18 protein-coding genes are annotated in these 17,330 nt (G+C 55.3%); 6 read left to right on the top strand and 12 right to left on the bottom strand.

The genetic code is table 11. From position 1 onward, the window contains the following. Positions 1-94 precede the first annotated feature (94 nt). From AK59_RS0109885 to AK59_RS0109875, 3 genes are all read left to right on the top strand, one after another. Positions 95-739: a YtjB family periplasmic protein gene (locus AK59_RS0109885; protein ID WP_029882670.1), complete on the top strand. Its 645-nt coding sequence runs from the start codon at positions 95-97 to the stop codon at positions 737-739. 39 nt (positions 740-778) lie between these two features. Then, positions 779-1,795 carry a lipoate--protein ligase LplA gene (gene lplA, locus AK59_RS0109880; protein ID WP_029882669.1) on the top strand — a complete coding sequence of 339 codons (1,017 nt, stop codon included), beginning with the start codon at positions 779-781 and terminating at the stop codon, positions 1,793-1,795. A 150-nt stretch (positions 1,796-1,945) separates the two neighbouring features. Then, positions 1,946-2,635: a DUF1120 domain-containing protein gene (locus tag AK59_RS0109875; protein ID WP_029882668.1), complete on the top strand. Its 690-nt coding sequence runs from the start codon at positions 1,946-1,948 to the stop codon at positions 2,633-2,635. A gap of 44 nt (positions 2,636-2,679) precedes the next feature. Here AK59_RS0109875 and deoD read toward each other — a convergent pair whose 3' ends face one another. From deoD to deoC, 4 genes are all read right to left on the bottom strand, one after another. After that, entirely contained in the window at positions 2,680-3,402 is a 723-nt protein-coding gene (gene deoD / locus AK59_RS0109870) for a purine-nucleoside phosphorylase (RefSeq protein ID WP_013095492.1), read from the bottom strand. Between the two features lie 83 nt (positions 3,403-3,485). Continuing rightward, entirely contained in the window at positions 3,486-4,709 is a 1,224-nt protein-coding gene (deoB, locus tag AK59_RS0109865) for a phosphopentomutase (RefSeq protein WP_013095491.1), read from the bottom strand. Between the two features lie 51 nt (positions 4,710-4,760). Next, positions 4,761-6,083: a thymidine phosphorylase gene (deoA, locus tag AK59_RS0109860; RefSeq protein WP_032618491.1), complete on the bottom strand. Its 1,323-nt coding sequence runs from the start codon at positions 6,081-6,083 to the stop codon at positions 4,761-4,763. Between the two features lie 100 nt (positions 6,084-6,183). Next, a complete protein-coding gene (deoC, locus tag AK59_RS0109855) occupies positions 6,184-6,963 on the bottom strand; it encodes a deoxyribose-phosphate aldolase (RefSeq protein WP_013095489.1) in 780 nt (259 codons plus the stop codon). Between the two features lie 262 nt (positions 6,964-7,225). Between deoC and AK59_RS0109850 the strand changes: the two genes are divergently transcribed. Both AK59_RS0109850 and AK59_RS0109845 read left to right on the top strand, forming a co-directional pair. After that, complete coding sequence (locus AK59_RS0109850; RefSeq protein WP_029882666.1) at positions 7,226-8,773, top strand: YjjI family glycine radical enzyme; 1,548 nt, start codon at positions 7,226-7,228, stop codon at positions 8,771-8,773. Next, on the top strand, positions 8,748-9,608 hold the full coding sequence (locus AK59_RS0109845; RefSeq protein WP_029882665.1) for a YjjW family glycine radical enzyme activase: 861 nt from the start codon (positions 8,748-8,750) through the stop codon (positions 9,606-9,608). Before AK59_RS0109850 ends, AK59_RS0109845 begins: the two co-directional genes overlap by 26 nt. On the opposite strand, the gene AK59_RS0109840 is transcribed toward AK59_RS0109845, so the two are convergent. The 8 genes from AK59_RS0109840 to AK59_RS0109805 all read right to left on the bottom strand — a co-directional run bounded on the left by AK59_RS0109840 (position 9,603) and on the right by AK59_RS0109805 (position 15,966). Further along, on the bottom strand, positions 9,603-10,385 hold the full coding sequence (locus AK59_RS0109840; RefSeq protein WP_023621924.1) for a TatD family hydrolase: 783 nt from the start codon (positions 10,383-10,385) through the stop codon (positions 9,603-9,605). The genes AK59_RS0109845 and AK59_RS0109840 overlap by 6 nt on opposite strands. Beyond that, positions 10,382-11,434 carry a patatin-like phospholipase family protein gene (locus tag AK59_RS0109835; protein ID WP_013095485.1) on the bottom strand — a complete coding sequence of 351 codons (1,053 nt, stop codon included), beginning with the start codon at positions 11,432-11,434 and terminating at the stop codon, positions 10,382-10,384. The genes AK59_RS0109840 and AK59_RS0109835 overlap by 4 nt, the downstream gene beginning before the upstream one ends. A gap of 120 nt (positions 11,435-11,554) precedes the next feature. Then, the gene (locus tag AK59_RS01000000123645) at positions 11,555-11,716 is read right to left on the bottom strand and encodes a DUF1328 domain-containing protein (protein WP_003856556.1); all 162 of its coding nucleotides are present in this window, start codon (positions 11,714-11,716) and stop codon (positions 11,555-11,557) included. 126 nt (positions 11,717-11,842) lie between these two features. Continuing rightward, positions 11,843-12,460, bottom strand: a complete 618-nt coding sequence (osmY, locus tag AK59_RS0109825) for a molecular chaperone OsmY (protein WP_013095484.1) — start codon at positions 12,458-12,460, stop codon at positions 11,843-11,845. A 300-nt stretch (positions 12,461-12,760) separates the two neighbouring features. Further along, entirely contained in the window at positions 12,761-14,350 is a 1,590-nt protein-coding gene (gene prfC, locus AK59_RS0109820) for a peptide chain release factor 3 (protein WP_029882664.1), read from the bottom strand. Positions 14,351-14,442: 92 nt separating this feature from the next. After that, positions 14,443-15,120, bottom strand: coding sequence for a pyrimidine 5'-nucleotidase (gene yjjG, locus AK59_RS0109815; protein ID WP_014830570.1), 678 nt, complete (start codon positions 15,118-15,120; stop codon positions 14,443-14,445). 20 nt (positions 15,121-15,140) lie between these two features. Next, entirely contained in the window at positions 15,141-15,584 is a 444-nt protein-coding gene (rimI, locus tag AK59_RS0109810; RefSeq protein WP_013095481.1) for a ribosomal protein S18-alanine N-acetyltransferase, read from the bottom strand. Then, complete coding sequence (locus AK59_RS0109805; protein ID WP_029882663.1) at positions 15,553-15,966, bottom strand: DNA polymerase III subunit psi; 414 nt, start codon at positions 15,964-15,966, stop codon at positions 15,553-15,555. Before AK59_RS0109805 ends, rimI begins: the two co-directional genes overlap by 32 nt. A 102-nt stretch (positions 15,967-16,068) precedes the next feature. Here AK59_RS0109805 and rsmC point away from each other — a divergent pair, with 102 nt between their 5' ends. Then, entirely contained in the window at positions 16,069-17,097 is a 1,029-nt protein-coding gene (gene rsmC / locus AK59_RS0109800; RefSeq protein WP_013095479.1) for a 16S rRNA (guanine(1207)-N(2))-methyltransferase RsmC, read from the top strand. Positions 17,098-17,330: the final 233 nt, after the last annotated feature.

Raw genomic sequence — 17,330 nt, 5'->3', positions numbered from 1 at the left:
CGCCGGAAGGTTCCAGAGGGAAAATAACGCATGAGGCTACCCTGTAACCATCACTTCTGGCAACATTAAGCCGTAAATTTTCAGCAGGTGGAATATGGCTCGCGCAAAACTGAAATTCCGGCTTCATCGTGCCGTGATCGTCCTTTTCTGTCTCGCCCTGTTAGTGGTGCTGATGCAAGGGGCGTCGTGGTTTAGCCAGAATCATCAACGGCAACGGAATCCGCAGTTTGAGGAGCTGGCCCGCACGCTGGCGCGTCAGGTTACGCTTAACGTCGCGACCGCTATGCGTACCGAAACGCCGGATGACAAACGCATCAGCCAGGTTTTGCGTCAGTTAACCGAGAACAGCCGTATCCTGGATGCCGGTGTCTACGATGAAAAAGGCGATCTGATTGCCCGCGCGGGCGAACATGTCGACGTACGCGACAGACTGGCGCTGGACGGTAAAAAAGCCGGGGGCTACTTTAACCAGCAGATCGTCGAACCTATTCAGGGCAAAAATGGTCCGCTGGGGTATCTGCGCCTGACGCTCGACACCCATACCCTGCCCACAGAAGCCAAACAGGTGGATAACACCACCAATATACTCCGTCTGATGCTCCTGCTCTCCCTCGCCATTGGCGTGGTACTGGCCCGCACCTTGCTGCAGGGCAAGCGCACCCGCTGGCAGCAGTCGCCCTTCCTGCTGACCGCCAGTAAATCCGTTCCTGAAGACGAAGAGAGCGAAAAGAAAGATTAGTGATAAAGTAGGCTGATGATTCGGAAAAGGAACTCTGCCATGACGACGTTACGCCTGCTGCTCTCTGACTCTTACGATCCGTGGTTTAATCTTGCGGTGGAAGAGTGCATCTTCCGCCAGATGCCCGCCACCCAACGCGTGCTGTTTCTCTGGCGCAATGCCGACACGGTGGTCATTGGCCGCGCACAGAATCCGTGGAAAGAGTGTAACACCCGGCGTATGGAAGAGGACAACGTCCGTCTGGCGCGCCGCAGCAGCGGCGGTGGTGCGGTATTCCACGATCTGGGCAATACCTGCTTTACCTTTATGGCGGGTAAGCCGGAATACGACAAGACCATCTCAACGTCCATTGTCCTCAACGCGCTCAATTTGCTCGGCGTGACGGCAGAAGCCTCCGGGCGTAACGATCTGGTGGTCAAAACGCCCGACGGAGATCGCAAAGTGTCAGGCTCAGCCTATCGCGAAACACTGGATCGCGGCTTCCACCACGGCACCCTTCTTCTTAACGCCGATCTCAGCCGTCTGGCGAACTACCTGAATCCCGACAAGAAAAAACTGCAGGCCAAAGGGATCACTTCCGTGCGGGGGCGCGTGGCCAACTTGGTTGAGCTTCTGCCGGACATCACTCACGCGCAAATCTGCGAGGCGATCCAGGAAGCCTTCTTTGCCCATTACGGTGAGCGCGTAGAGGCAGAGGTGATCTCCCCGGATAAAACCCCGGATCTGCCCAATTTCGCCGAAACCTTTGCCCGTCAGAGCAGCTGGGAGTGGAACTTTGGTCAGGCGCCTGCCTTTTCGCATCTGCTGGACGAACGCTTTACCTGGGGCGGCGTGGAGCTGCACTTTGACGTAGAGAAAGGTCATATCACCCGCACGCAGGTATTTACGGACAGCCTTAATCCGGCGCCGTTAGAGGCGCTGGCGGCTCGTTTGCAGGGCTGTTTGTATCGGGCGGATATGCTGCAACAGGAATGCGATGCGCTGCTGGGAGATTTTCCTCAACAGGAAAGGGAATTAAGAGAGTTATCGGAATGGATCGCTGGGGAAGTAAAATAATTAAGGGTAATAATATTCAAAAAAGTGTTTTTTAAAAAAATCACATTTCTAATGTAAATAGATTAAATAGACGAAATAGCACAGCGCATAAGAAAATCCCGACACAGAGGAATAAATGATGTTCCTCATAATTAATGTTAAGGATTAAACATGAAAAAAATTCTTTTAGCAGCGTCTGTTGCTGTGATTATGTCGTCTGCCGCCCATGCTGCGGAAACTGCAGTATTAAAAGTCACAGGTGTTTTAACTAACTCAGCATGTACCCCCTCCCTGAGTGGCGGCGGTATTGTGGATTTCGGCACGACAAATATTGGTAACATGTCTGCCACGCAGACTAACCAACTTGGCAATAAAGATCTGTCGTTCTCTATTAACTGCGTTGCCCCGACAAAAGTAGGCTGGAGTATTATCGACGATCGTGCGGATTCCAGACAGAATTTGATTGTCGAAAATACCGACTGGAGTGGTTCTGGTTCGGTGTGGAGCAGTAATAGCCTTTTCGGCGCGGGTAAAACCTCGAAGGGTGTAAATCTGGGGGCATATTCCGTTACGATGCAACTGAGTAACGTCACTGCGGACGGAAATACCACGGGGATGATTTCAGGTGCCAACTCCACCGGAAGTTATGCATGGGGCCAGATGGTGGGCGACAGTGCGCCGGTTCGACATGACGGCATGGTTTACACGGTAGCTGGTAGCTCAGGCGTCGATCCAGTGGCCTTTACCAATGCGGTATTCCCGCTGCGCATCGCGCTGGCCGTTCAGGATACAACATCGCTCGCCCTGACCGATGACACCACGATTGACGGGCAGGCAACAATCAGCCTTGTTTATCTTTAAGAACAAAAAAGAGTGTAGCCAGGGCTACACTCTTTCATTCTGTATTACTCTTTATCGCCCAGCAGAACGGATTCCAGCGCGATTTTAATCATGTCGTTGAAGGTGGTCTGACGCTCAGCAGCCGTGGTCTGCTCGTGGGTACGGATGTGGTCAGATACGGTGCAGATGGTCAGCGCTTTCGCACCGAACTCAGCCGCGACGCCGTAGATGCCCGCCGCTTCCATTTCCACGCCCAGGATGCCGTATTTTTCCATCACGTCGAACATCTCGCCGCCGTCCGGCGCATAGAACAGATCCGCGGAGAACAGGTTACCCACGCGAGCATCAACGCCCAGCGCTTTAGCCGCGTCAACCGCGTTACGCACCATGCCGAAGTCAGCAATCGCCGCGAAGTCGTGATCTTTGAAACGCATACGGTTGACTTTGGAATCGGTGCAGGCACCCATACCAATCACCACGTCACGCAGTTTAACGTCCATGCGCACCGCGCCGCAGGAGCCAACACGGATGATTTTCTTCACGCCGAAGTCGGTGATCAGCTCTTTGGTGTAGATGGAGCAGGATGGAATACCCATACCGTGGCCCATCACGGAGATTTTGCGGCCTTTGTACGTTCCGGTGAAGCCCAGCATGCCGCGAACGTTGTTCACTTCACGCACGTCTTCCAGGAAAGTTTCTGCAATGTGTTTCGCGCGCAGCGGGTCGCCCGGCATCAATACGACGTCAGCGAAATCACCCATTTCTGCGTTAATGTGAGGAGTTGCCATCTTCAGTTCCTTTTCATTGTAAATTCGCCCTCTCCCCGTGGGAGAGGGTTGGGGTGAGGGCATCAGGCCGCACCCAACATAACTCAGAACATCGCCTTGCCATATTCCATGTCAGACGTGCCAAAATATTTCGCAATCGTCTGGCCGATGTCCGCGAAGGTTTCACGGTGACCCAGCGAGCCCGGTTTCACTTTCGGGCCGTACACCAGCACCGGAATGTGCTCACGGGTGTGGTCAGTACCGGTCCAGGTTGGGTCACAGCCGTGGTCAGCGGTCAGGATCAGAATGTCATCTTCACCCACCAGCTCCATCAGCTCTGGCAGACGACGGTCGAACAGCTCCAGGCCGGCCGCATAACCCGCCACGTCGCGACGGTGGCCCCAGGAGGAGTCGAAGTCGACGAAGTTGGTGAAGACGATGGTGTTATCACCCGCTTCTTTCATCTCTTTGACGGTCGCGTCAAACAGCGCATCCAGGCCGGTGGCTTTCACCTTTTTGGTGATACCGCAGTTGGCGTAGATATCGGCGATTTTACCCACGGAAACCACGTGGCCGCCTTTCTCATCAACCAGTTTCTGCAGCACGGTAGGTGCCGGTGGCTCAACGGCCAGGTCGTGACGGTTACCGGTACGCTGGAAGTTACCCGCTTTGTCGCCGATAAACGGACGCGCGATAACACGACCAATGTTGTAGCCGCCTTCGGTCAGCTCTTCACGGGCGATTTCGCACAGTTCGTACAGTTTATCCAGGCCAAACGTCTCTTCGTGGCAGGCAATCTGGAATACGGAGTCAGCAGAGGTGTAGAAAATCGGCTTACCGGTTTTCATGTGCTCTTCGCCGAGCTGATCCAGAATCACGGTACCGGAAGAGTGGCAGTTACCGAGGTAGCCCGGCAGGTTGGCGCGTTTCACCAGCTTATCAAGCAGTTCCTGCGGGAAGCTGTTCTCGTGATCGGAGAAATAACCCCAGTCAAACAGAACCGGCACACCGGCGATTTCCCAGTGTCCAGACGGGGTGTCTTTACCGGAAGAGAGCTCATGCGCCCAGGCGTAAGCGCCCACCACTTCCGCGTTGCCGTCCATACCGGCAGCGATTTTACCGGTAGAACCTTCATGCGCTTTCACCAGACCGAGGCGGGTCAGATTGGGCAGAGTCAGAGGGCCTTTACGACCGTTGTCCGCTTCGCCTTTCGCACAGGCTTCCGCGATGTGACCCATGGTATCGGAACCCACGTCACCAAAACGTTCTGCATCTTCGGTTGCGCCGATGCCGAATGAGTCCAGCACCATAATAAATGCACGTTTCATAATTGTTCTCCGTACGTAGTGCTAAAAATGATTGATCAGATCAGTATACCGCTATTCGGTGATACGACGATAGACCGAAGGCGAGCTTTCTGGTGCTTTATCAGCAAGCGTAATAGCCGCTTTCACCGCCTTCGCCGCCTCCTGCCAGCTGGCTTCGTCTTTGGCGTGGATCACCGCCAGCGGACGTTCTCCGTCAACGCTGTCGCCCAGACGGGCCATATCGGTAAAGCCAACGCTGTAATCAATGGTGTCCGATGCCTGACGACGGCCGCCGCCCATCGAGACCACCGCCATACCCAGTGCACGGGTGTCCATAGCAGAGACGAAACCTTCGCTATCGGCATAAACGGCTTTGCTGAGCGTCGCGGTCGGCAGGTATTTCGCGTAGTTTTCCACGAAGTCGGTCGGGCCTTTTTGCGCCGCCACCATGCGGCCAAAGATCTCTGCCGCTTTGCCGTTATCCAGCACCGCCTGCAGTTTCGCGCGCGCTTCAGCGTCGTCTTTCGCCAGTTTGCCTGAAATCAGCATCTCGACGCACAGCGCCATGGTCACGTCGAACAGTCGTGGGTTGCGGTAAACGCCTGTCAGGAACTGAACGGCTTCGCGCACTTCGACGGCGTTACCGGCGCTGGAGGCCAGCACCTGATTCATGTCCGTCAGCAGTGCGGTGGTGCGCACGCCTGCGCCGTTGGCAACGCCAACGATCGCTTCAGCAAGCTGAGCAGAGAGTTCATAGGTTGGCATAAACGCGCCGCTACCCACTTTTACGTCCATTACCAGCGCGTCCAGCCCCTCTGCCAGTTTCTTCGCCAGAATAGAGGCGGTGATCAGCGGGATGGAGTCAACGGTTGCGGTGATATCGCGGGTTGCGTAGAAGCGCTTGTCTGCCGGGGCAAGCGAGCTGGTCTGGCCGATGATCGCCACGCCAACGTCTTTAATAATTTCGCGGAAGCGGTTGTCATCCGGGAAGATATCGAAGCCCGGAATGGCTTCCAGTTTGTCGAGCGTACCGCCGGTGTGTCCCAGGCCGCGCCCGGAGATCATCGGGATATAACCGCCGCAGGCCGCCACCATGGGGCCGAGCATCAGAGACGTTACATCGCCTACGCCGCCGGTGGAGTGTTTGTCGACAATCGGACCGTTGAGGTTGAGGCTCTTCCAGTCCAGTACGGTTCCTGAATCTCGCATCGCCATGGTCAACGAGACACGCTCAGGCATCGACATATCGTGGAAGAAGATGGTCATCGCCAGGGCTGCAATCTGCCCTTCTGAGATGGTGTTATCTCGAATGCCGTTGATAAAGAAGCGGATCTCTTCGTCGCTTAATGCATGACCATCACGTTTTTTACGAATAATTTCTTGTGCGAGAAACACGGTAACCCCCATGAGGAATCGGGTGAATGATGGCGGGTACGATATACCCGACCACGATCCTGTAGGCCGGGTAAGCGTAGCGCCACCCGGCAATTCAAACTTAATAGCTGCTGGCGCTCTTACCGTCGCCGTGACCCAGCGCTTTCAGCAGGCTTGCCAGCAGGCTGGACGCGCCGAAGCGGTAGTGACGTGAGTCCGCCCACTCTTCGCCGAACAGCTCGTCGGCAATCGCCAGGAACTGCTGCGCGTCTTCCGCAGTACGCACGCCGCCCGCCGGTTTAAAGCCCACAGTTTTGGACACGCCCATATCGCGGATCACTTCCATCATGATGCGCGCGCTTTCCGGGGTCGCATTCACCGGCACTTTACCGGTAGAGGTTTTAATGAAATCCGCACCGGCTTTGATGGAGATTTCGGACGCTTTACGAATCAGCGCTTCTTCTTTCAGTTCGCCGGTTTCGATGATCACTTTCAGCAGTACGTTTGCCGCCGCGCAGGCGTCTTTACAGGCTTTCACCAGGTCAAAGCCCACCTGCTCGTTGCCCGCGATCAGCGCACGGTACGGGAATACCACGTCAACTTCGTCTGCGCCGTAGGCAATCGCCGCGCGGGTTTCCGCCAGCGCGATCTCGATATCGTCGTTGCCATGCGGGAAGTTAGTTACGGTTGCAATGCGCACGTCCGGGGTACCCTGCTCTTTCAGCGTTTTGCGGGCAATCGGGATAAAGCGCGGATAGATGCAGACAGCGGCAGTGTTGCCCACTGGCGTTTTCGCCTGATGACACAGGGCGATGACTTTTTCATTGGTGTCGTCATCGTTCAGGGTGGTCAGGTCCATCAGTTTCAACGCGCGCAGGCTGCTTGCAGTTAAATCGGTCATAACATTCTCCAACGGCGGTGCCGTATCAATTTTACCTTGCGGGTCTGTGAGTATTCTAACATCCACCCGCATTCACACTTCGACATTCATCACAGTTAATGAAAACTACGTACAAATTTGCATTACTGTAATGAGATCTGATTCAAATTTTAATGCGTGAACTGCTGACGAATGCAGCGATTCCCCTTGTCAGATCAAAAGCCCTGACGGGATGGCTTCCTACAATCCGTTCATCATCCGCAGAACAATCAAGGAAGCGAACATGCCCCACGCCAGCCCCGACGCCCTGCAACAACGTTGCCAGCACATTGTGACAAGCCCGGTGTTAACCCCGGAACAGAAACGTCATTTTCTGGCGCTGGAAGCGGAAAACAATCTGCCTTATCCGGCACTTCCTGAGGCGGCTCGTGCCGCGCTGGACAAGGGATTTATCTGCGACATGTTTGAAGGCCACGCGCCCTATAAACCCCGTTATGTTCTGCCGGATTACGCAACGTTTCTGGCTAAAGGTTCAGAATGGCTGGAGCTGGAGGGGGCGAAAGATCTGGATGACGCGCTCTCGCTGTTAACCATTCTCTACCATCATGTGCCGTCAGTAACATCAATGCCGGTCTATCTCGGTCACCTTGATGCCTTACTGCAACCCTATGTTAGAATTCTAACACAAGAAGCGATCGATAGCCGAATAAAACGTTTCTGGCGCTATCTCGACAGAACGTTGCCGGACGCCTTTACGCACGTCAACATCGGTCCGGCAGATACCCCCATCACCCGCGCCATTTTGCGTGCCGATGCAGAATTGAAGCAGGCTGCACCAAATCTGACGTTTATTTATGACCCGGACGTAACGCCGGACGATCTCCTGCTTGAGGTGGCAAAAAATATCTGTGAATGCAGCAAACCGCATATTTCCCATGGCCCGGTGAATGATAAAATTTTCACAAAAGGCCGCTATGGCATCGTGAGCTGTTACAACTCGCTGCCGCTGGCGGGCGGCGGCAGTACGCTGGTCCGCCTCAATCTGCGGGCGATTGCTGAACACAGCGCGTCACCCGACGATTTCTTCACGCGTATGTTGCCGCACTACTGCCAGCAACAAATGGCCATCATTGATGCCCGCTGCGCGTTTCTCTATCAACAATCCGGCTTCTTTGAGAATAGCTTCCTGGTGAAAGAGGGGCTGATTGATGCCGATCGCTTTGTACCGATGTTTGGCATGTACGGCATGGCAGAGGCGGTGAATACGCTTTGCGAAAAAGCGGGTATTGACGGCCGTTACGGTAAGAGCGAGCAGGCCAACGCGCTGGGCTATCGCATCAGCGAGCAGCTGGCGGCGTTTGTGGAAAACACGCCGGTTAAATACGGCTGGAAACAGCGTGCGATGCTCCATGCACAGTCGGGAATAAGTTCAGATGTCGGTACCACTCCGGGTGCGCGTCTGCCGTACGGCCACGAGCCGGATCCCATCACTCATCTGCTGGCCGTGGCGCCGCATCACCCGCACTACTCCGCCGGGATCAGCGACATTCTCACGCTGGATGAGACGGTAAAACGCAATCCGCAGGCGGTCGTGCAACTGTGCCTGGGGGCGTTTAAGGCCGGTATGCGGGAATTTACCGCCAACGTTGCCGGTAACGATCTGGTGCGCGTGACCGGCTATATGGTGCGGCTGTCGGATCTGGCACAGTATCGCGAAGCCGGATCGCGCACCAATACCACCTGGCTTGGCGAAGAAGCCGCACGCAATACCCGCATTCTGGATCGTCAGCCGCGCGTGATTAGCCATGAACAGCAGATGCGCTTTAGTTAGTCAGGTTATCCCCTTCTCCTGCGTGGACGGGCCGGGCAGCCGCCTGGCCCTCTTCCTGCAGGGCTGTAACCTGCGCTGTAAAACCTGCCACAACCCGTGGACCATCGGGCGCTGCAACGACTGCGGCGACTGCGTGCCCCACTGCCCGCACGATGCACTGAACATTCAGGCCGGACGCGTCTGGTGGCAGGAGAGTCGGTGCCAGCAGTGCGATACCTGCCTGCATCTGTGCCAGCAGCAGGCAACGCCAATGGCGCAGCGCCTGAGCGTGGAAGAGATCCTCGCGCAGGTCCGTAAAGCCGCCCCTTTTATTGAAGGGGTTACCGTGAGCGGCGGCGAAGCCACCACCCAGTTGCCGTTTTTGATCGCCCTGTTCACGGCGATCAAAACGGATCCCGCCCTGCGCCACCTGACGTGTCTGGTGGACAGCAACGGTCTGCTGGGGGAAACCGGCTGGCAAAGGCTGCTGCCGGTACTGGATGGCGCGATGGTGGATCTCAAGGCCTGGGGAAACGAACATCACCGCGTGCTGACCGGACGCGAAAACCCGCAGATTAAGCAAAGCATTCGCTGGCTGGCGCAGCATCAGCGGCTGACGGAACTGCGTTTACTGGTGATCCCTGAGCAGTGCGATTATCTGGAGCATCTTAAGCCCCTGACAACATTTATCCTTGGGCTGGGGAATGTGCCGGTGCGCATTAACGCGTTTCACGCGCACGGGGTTTACGGCGAGGCGGCGTCATGGCGCAGCGCTACACCGGAGGACATCGAGCCGCTGGCGCTGGCGCTCGAAAAACAGCACATCACGGTGATCCGCCCGGCACTTTACCTATAGCGTGATGCCAAACAGCGCGCGGGTATTTTCCAGCAGCGCATCTGCAATCTCCGTTTCCGGCTCCTCACGCAGTTCACACAGCGTGGTAAACACGCGTGCCGCCTGTTCCGGGCGGTTCGGCTGCCCCTGAAAACCGTTTAACGGCATATCAGGAGCATCCGTTTCCAGTAACAGAGCGGACAGCGGCAACTGTGCCATTACGTCGCGCGTTTTGCTGGCCCGGGGATAGGTAATGGTACCGCCCACGCCAATCTTATAGCCAAGTTCAATAAAACGCTGCGCCTGCTGCAGGCTACCGGAGAAACCGTGCACCACTCCTTTTCGCGGCAGATCGATGCGTTTCAGGTGCATCGCCAGTTTGTCGTGCGTACGTCGTGAGTGGAGGATCACCGGCAGATCGTGACGCTTTGCCAGCCTGAGCTGGGCATCAAGGATCGTCTGCTGGCGTTCAAACTGCGGATTATCGCGATAGAGATCGAGGCCGATCTCACCCATCGCGACCAGTTTGTTTTCGCGGGTTTGCAGCGCCGCATCCAGTACGTCGAGATGTTCGTCCAGATGGTGTTCTATCACTATAGGATGCAGACCCAGTGCGGCATACAGCGCATCATGGCGGCGGGCGAGATCAAGCACGCGCTCGAATCTGTCCACTTCGATTGCAGGCACAATCATCGCGTGGATACCCGCCTGAGCGGCGCGCTCAATGCTCTGCGTCTCGTCCCCCGTAAACGGCGGAAAATCAAAGTGGCAGTGGGTATCAACAAAACGGTGCGTCACGCCAGATCCTCGTTATCCAGTAAAGCGTCATTCGCCTGCGGGACATCCACCAGCGGCACGGTCAGCGGATCGTTAGCCACAATCGCAGGCGGCGTAATAATGTGTTTGTGCCGGTGCAGCGGCGGTTGCTCTGCCAGCATTTTTCCAACCGTCGCCAGGAAGTAGCGTCCGCACAGTCGCCCCGTTTTATAATCTGCACGCAGCGCGGGAACACGGCTGCCGAGCGCCATACTGACCAGCGGTTTCGGCGGATAAATTTCAAAAATACGCAGCTTACCCGGCGGTTTTTCGATAAAGCGTTGCATCGCGCCGTAGGTGGTTTCATGCTGCTTCGCGATATTCACCAGCGGCTGCAGACTGCTGTCGCCCAGCCAGCGCTCCATCCGTTTAAACCACTGCGGCGTGTAGTACATTTGCGACGGCACAGTGCGGATCACCACAATGGTTTTTGCCCCCCGCCGGGCCGCTTCCTGCACCGGCACCGCGTCACTGATGCCGCCGTCGAGATAGCTGATGCCGTCCAGCAGCGCGCCGGTCCGATAAAAACCGGGAATGGCGCTGGAGGCACGGATGATATCCAGCCAGTTCTCTTTTTGCGGAGAGAAATAGCCCGGGGAATAATCATCGCCCCGGCTGGCGCACATCCAGAACGCTTTGCCGCTATCAAACAGGCGTGCGGCGGTATCCATCGCCAGCGGCATCTGGCTGGAGGTGGATTCCAGCAGCCAGTCGAGATCGATCAGGTTGCCGCCGCGCACAAAGCGCACCGGGTTAAAAAATTCTTTCGCCGTGGTGTAGCGCATAATGACTTTTCGCGCGTAGCCAGGCTGGTTACAGACATAGGCAGACAGGTTCTGCGCCCCGGCAGACGTGCCGAAGTAAAGGTCAAACGGGTTAAATTGCGCGCGCATAAATTCATCCAGCACGCCGGCGGTAAAAATGCCGCGCTGCCCGCCCCCCTCGCAAACCAGCGCAAGTTGACCAGCACGAAACGGTTTTAACGTCAGCGGCGCAATATTGCCGAGCGTAACGGGAATTCGTTGCCCCACCTCTGCTTTCCTGTTTTGATTATTTTCTCTCTCCACAGTAACGCACCCGACCAGCAACGCAAATAAGAAAAAGCCAGTCATCACGACTGGCTTTTTTTTGTTTAAGGAATATTGCGTTTGCTACGGACGTCTGCGTCCCGTAAACAGGCTCACCAGGAACAGGATGATACCGACAACGAAGACAATTTTAGCTGCCCAGGCCGCTGTACCCGCCAGTCCGCCAAAGCCCAAAGCGGCGGCAATTAACGCGATAACCAGAAATATAATGCCCCAACGAAACATAAGCCTCTCCTTTACCATAGTTAATGTCGGCCGCTAAATATGAGCGCTCAGGTCACTCACCGGCGTTTTTCCAGAGTCATTTTTATTTCGCCCGCAGGGCTGGCCTGTCGGGCGAATCGTGCAGGTTTACTTCGTTTTCAGATCGTTTTTAACGCTTTTCACACCATCAATTGCTTTCGCAATGGATTCGGCGCGGTCAATTTGCGCCTGAGAATCTACCGTACCGGAAAGCTGAACCACACCGTCGGTGGTTTCCACTTTGACTTTACGCGATGGCACGATGTCATCTGCTAAAAGTTTAGCTTTGATTTCGCTGGTCGTAGCGGCATCGCCTGCATAGCCTTTCACCGACGCGTTTTTGCTGTCACGGACGTGCAGTTTGTCACTTACAGACGCAACGCCTTCAACACCCTTCGCCACTTTTACGGCCTGTTCGGCCTGGGCCTGGCTTTCAACAAAGCCGCTCAGGGTGACGACTTTTTGCTCGGTTTTTACGGAAATATCGGTGCTCTTGATAGCTTCATCATCTACCAGCGCGGCTTTCACTTTTGCTGTGATTGAGCTGTCATCCATGAAATTACCGACTTTATTCATAGAGCTATCGATTTTTTCCCCTGCGGTATTAGCGGTGTTTTGCGCTTTATCCATGGTGCTGGATTCCGCCAGAGCGGAGCCGCTTACCAGAACGCTACCCAATGTCACCGCCAGCAGAGTTTTAGAAATCTTCAGTCTTGTCATATTCATCGATGTATTCCTGTGTTTTGCCCGTTATTCGGGCTACATACTTCCTTAGTAGTTTTATATATTGCGAATAGACACACGGGCAAAATGGAGAACCTAAAGTCATGCATTGAACAGTTTATTCATCCACGCCCGGAGCTAAACACTGAGTTAAATATAGATCACTCTCACAGAGGTGCTTTCAGTTTCGGGCAAAAAACGAGCAAAAAGCGCGAAAATGCGATGAATTAAGAACATTCCGCAAGGGACTAATAAGACAGGAAATAAAGAAGAGCACGGCGGCTGCCGTGCTCTGAGAGGGGATTAGTGTTCGCGCGTTTTGCGGAACTGTACGTCAGGATAACGTTCCTGCGTCAGATTCAGGTTAACCATGGTTGGGGCGATATAGGTGAGATTATCACCGCCATCCAGCGCCAGCTGAACTTCGTTCTTACGCTTGAACTCCTCGAATTTCTTCACGTCAGCACATTCAACCCAGCGCGCGGTCGCCACGTTGACCGATTCGTAAATCGCTTCCACGTTGTATTCGCTCTTCAGACGCGCAACCACCACGTCGAACTGCAGCACACCCACCGCACCCACGATCAGATCGTTGTTCGCGATTGGACGGAAGACCTGCACAGCACCCTCTTCGGAAAGCTGCACCAGCCCTTTCAGCAGCTGTTTCTGCTTCAGCGGATCTTTCAGGCGAATGCGGCGGAACAGCTCTGGCGCGAAGTTCGGTATCCCGGTGAACTTCATCATTTCGCCCTGCGTGAAGGTATCGCCGATCTGGATGGTGCCATGGTTATGCAGACCGATAATGTCACCCGGATACGCTTCTTCCACGTGCGAACGGTCGCCCGCCATGAAGGTCAGCGCGTCGGAGATCACCACATCTTTACCGATACGCACCTGACGCAGCTTCATACCCTTTTCATACTTGCCGGACACCACGCGCATAAAGGCCACGCGGTCACGGTGTTTCGGGTCCATATTGGCCTGAATTTTAAAGACGAAGCCGGTGAACTTCTCTTCTTTCGCTTCCACTTCACGGGTGTCGGTTTTACGTGGCATCGGCTGCGGCGCCCACTCCACCAGACCGTCGAGCATATGGTCGACGCCGAAGTTACCCAGAGCGGTACCAAAGAAGACCGGGGTAATTTCGCCGTTCAGGAACAGCTCTTTATCGAACTCATGAGATGCGCCTTTCACCAGCTCCAGCTCGTCACGCAGCTGTGCAGCCAGCTCGTCACCCACCGCGGCGTCCAGATCCGGATTATCCAGACCTTTCACGATGCGCACTTCCTGAATGGTGTGGCCTTTACCTGTCTGATACAAATAGGTTTCGTCTTTATAAAGGTGGTAAACCCCTTTGAACAATTTACCGCAGCCAATTGGCCAGGTGATGGGCGCACAGGCAATCTTCAGCTCGTTTTCCACTTCATCCATCAGCTCCATCGGATCACGGATGTCACGGTCGAGTTTGTTCATAAAGGTGAGGATTGGCGTATCGCGCAGACGGGTCACTTCCATCAGCTTACGGGTACGGTCTTCTACACCTTTTGCGGCGTCGATCACCATCAGGCAGCAGTCCACCGCCGTCAGCGTACGGTAGGTATCTTCGGAGAAGTCTTCGTGGCCCGGGGTGTCCAGCAGGTTCACCAGGCAGTCGTGATACGGGAACTGCATCACGGAGGTGGTAATCGAAATACCACGCTGTTTTTCCATCTCCATCCAGTCAGATTTTGCGTGCTGGCTGGAGCCACGGCCCTTTACGGTACCGGCGGTCTGGATGGCCTGTCCGAACAGCAGCACCTTCTCGGTGATGGTGGTTTTACCGGCATCCGGGTGCGAAATAATGGCAAAAGTGCGGCGTTTGGCCACCTCTTGCAGATAAGGAGACAACGTCATAATCAAATCTTCTTATATAAGCGCGACAGCAGGCCGCGCATCATGGAATACGAAAAATGCGGCTATTTTACCCATCAATGGGGGGCAGGCAATCATTGTTTACACAGGAGCTGCTCCAGTTCGTTCAACGACGTTACGGTCCAGGTTGGCTCAATACCTTCTGGCTTCACGCGGCCATGCGCATTCAACCAGACGGTCGACAGACCAGAATTGATGCCGCCCAGAATATCCGACTCCGCGGTATCCCCCACCATCAGCACACGGTCGCGATCGGGGTTGCCGGCTTGCGCCAGTGCATAATCAAAAATACGCGGATCCGGCTTCGGCACGCCCACCTCTTCTGAGATCACCAGCGCGTCGAAATGATCGCGCAGGCCCGTGCGCTCAAGGCGAATCTGCTGCAGCGCGGTAAAACCGTTGGTGATGATCCCCAGTTTGACCTTGCCTTTCAGCGAATCAAGCAGGGAAACCGCCCCCGGCAGCGGGGCGCAGATATCGGCCATCGCATTGAGGAATGCCTCGTTTAACGCGCCTGGACTTACATTTAACCGTTCGGCCCAGACATCGAAACGCTGGTGCTGCAGTTGTAACGCGGTGATGGCACCGTTCTGGTAATCCACCCACAGCGGTTTATTCACCGCCTGATAGTCCTGAAAATCTTCAGCGGTGAAGGTCACGCTATAGTCCAAAAACATCCGCTGTAGACCACCGAACGAATCGAACGTAAAGAGCGTTTCGTCGGCGTCAAAGAAAATCCAGTCCCATTTCATCGTTACAACCTTATTTTTCGTTATCCAATCGGCAGAGCCATAATAATGGCGTCTTCACGTCCCTCTGCGGTCGGGTAGTAGTTACGGCGAATTGTCGCCTCGTTAAAGCCTAAGCTTTCATAGAGCGCGATGGCGGCGACATTTGACGCGCGCACCTCCAGCCACAGGGTGAAAACGTCACGGGTTTCGAGCTCACGAATGAGATGCGTAAGCAGTTCTCTTCCCAGCCCACGGCGTTGAAACGCGGGATCCACCGCGATATTAAACAGCGTGGCCTCATCCAGAACGACCTGGGTTATCGCAAATGCGGCCAGGGTGCCGTCAACGTCCAGGCGGTAATTCAGATACCGTTCGCCCTGATTGCTGGCGAGTGTCTTTTCGCTCCACGGAAACGCATGGGCGCGTGTTTCAATCGCATACGCCGCAGGCAGATCAGGCGTCGTGAGGGAAGAAATCGTGTTCATATTCGCAGATTTGTTGCCATAGCGCGCTTCGCGCTTTTGGGTTGGCTTTCAGCTCTTCCAGCACGGGGGAGCTGATCTGGCTCCCGGAAAGGGATATGTCGTTTGTCTCGCCCATTCGCCAGCAGTTGCAATGGCTGTCAGGAGGAAGCATGGCGACCCTGTCCGGCGTCAGCTGTAAAACCTGGTCGGCCGTCAGCTTCAGGCTGCGAAGGACATCACCAATCAGGGCATCATTCAGGGCAGGCAGTTCTTCCGCCACCATCACCAGACGCACATGCGCAGGGATGGCGATAGCGATTTCACCCTGCAACGCCGTCGGGCGACGCAAGACCCACTGGGTGATACCCAGCTGCTGCAACTGCCAGTCACGTCGGGATGTCATAGCGAAAACTCCTGTCTCTCAGGCGCGCAAATATAGCAAATGTGTCGAAAGTGCGCCATCTACCTACTATAATCCCCGCCTGAGTTTATTGAGGAACAATTCATGTCTGCATTTACCCCGGCAAGTGAAGTCTTGCTGCGTCACAGTGATGATTTCGAAGAAAGCCGTATTCTGTTTGCCGGAGATATGCAGGATGACCTGCCCGCGCGTTTCGACTGTGCTGAAAGCCGTGCCCACACCCAATACTACCACCACTGGCAGGTGCTGAGCCGCCAGATGGGCGAGCGCGCACGCTTTAGCCTGGTGGCGGAACAGAGTGATGTCGCTGACTGCGACACGCTGATCTACTACTGGCCGAAGAACAAACCGGAAGCGCAGTTCCAGCTGATGAATCTGCTCTCTCTGCTGCCGGTCGGGTGCGATATTTTCGTGGTCGGTGAGAACCGCAGCGGCGTGCGAAGCGCAGAGCAGATGCTGGAAGCGTACGCCCCGCTCAATAAAGTCGACAGCGCCCGTCGCTGCGGCCTGTATCATGGTCGTCTGGAAAACCAGCCTTCCTTTGATGCCGGGACATACTGGGATGCGTATCAGCTTGATGGCCTGACCATTAAAACCCTGCCGGGCGTTTTCAGCCGTGACGGGCTGGACGTGGGCAGTAAGCTGCTGCTCTCCACGCTGACGCCGCACACCAAAGGCAAAGTGCTGGACGTAGGCTGCGGTGCAGGGGTACTGGCCACGGTGCTGGCAAGCCACTCACCAAAAGTCCGCCTGACGCTCTGTGACGTCAGCGCGCCCGCAGTTGAAGCCAGCCGTGCGACGCTTGCCGCAAACGGCTTCGAAGGGGATGTCTTCGCCAGCAACGTCTTCTCGGACGTTACCGGTCGGTTCGACATGATTATTTCAAATCCGCCGTTCCACGATGGCATCGAAACCAGCCTTGAAGCAGCGCAAACGCTGATCCGTGGCGCAGTACGTCACCTGAACAGCGGGGGTGAACTGAGGATCGTCGCCAACGCGTTTCTGCCGTACCCGAAAGTGCTGGATGAAACCTTCGGCTTCCATGAAGTTATCGCGCAAACGGGCCGTTTTAAGGTCTACCGTACCGTGATGACGCGTCAGGCTAAAAAGTAATCCACGGGTATTGTTTGCCGGAGAAGTGCCATCCCCCTCCGGCCATTTTTGCAGCAATTAAAACAACGCGCGCATTTTTCTATTGACGTAAAGCTCAAAACATCTAGAATGCGCCTCCGTGGTTACGATACTTTTACAGTATCGATGGTATGCGAAGGTGGCGGAATTGGTAAGATCGGAAGAGCGTCGTGTAGGGAAAGAGTGTAGATCTCGGTGGTCGCCGTATCATTAAA

This window comes from Enterobacter sp. T1-1 (assembly GCF_000710795.1).
GTDB classification, from domain to species: domain Bacteria; phylum Pseudomonadota; class Gammaproteobacteria; order Enterobacterales; family Enterobacteriaceae; genus Enterobacter; species Enterobacter cloacae.
Note: the sequence above shows the minus strand (reverse complement) of the source record. Positions and strands in the feature narration are given on the sequence as shown.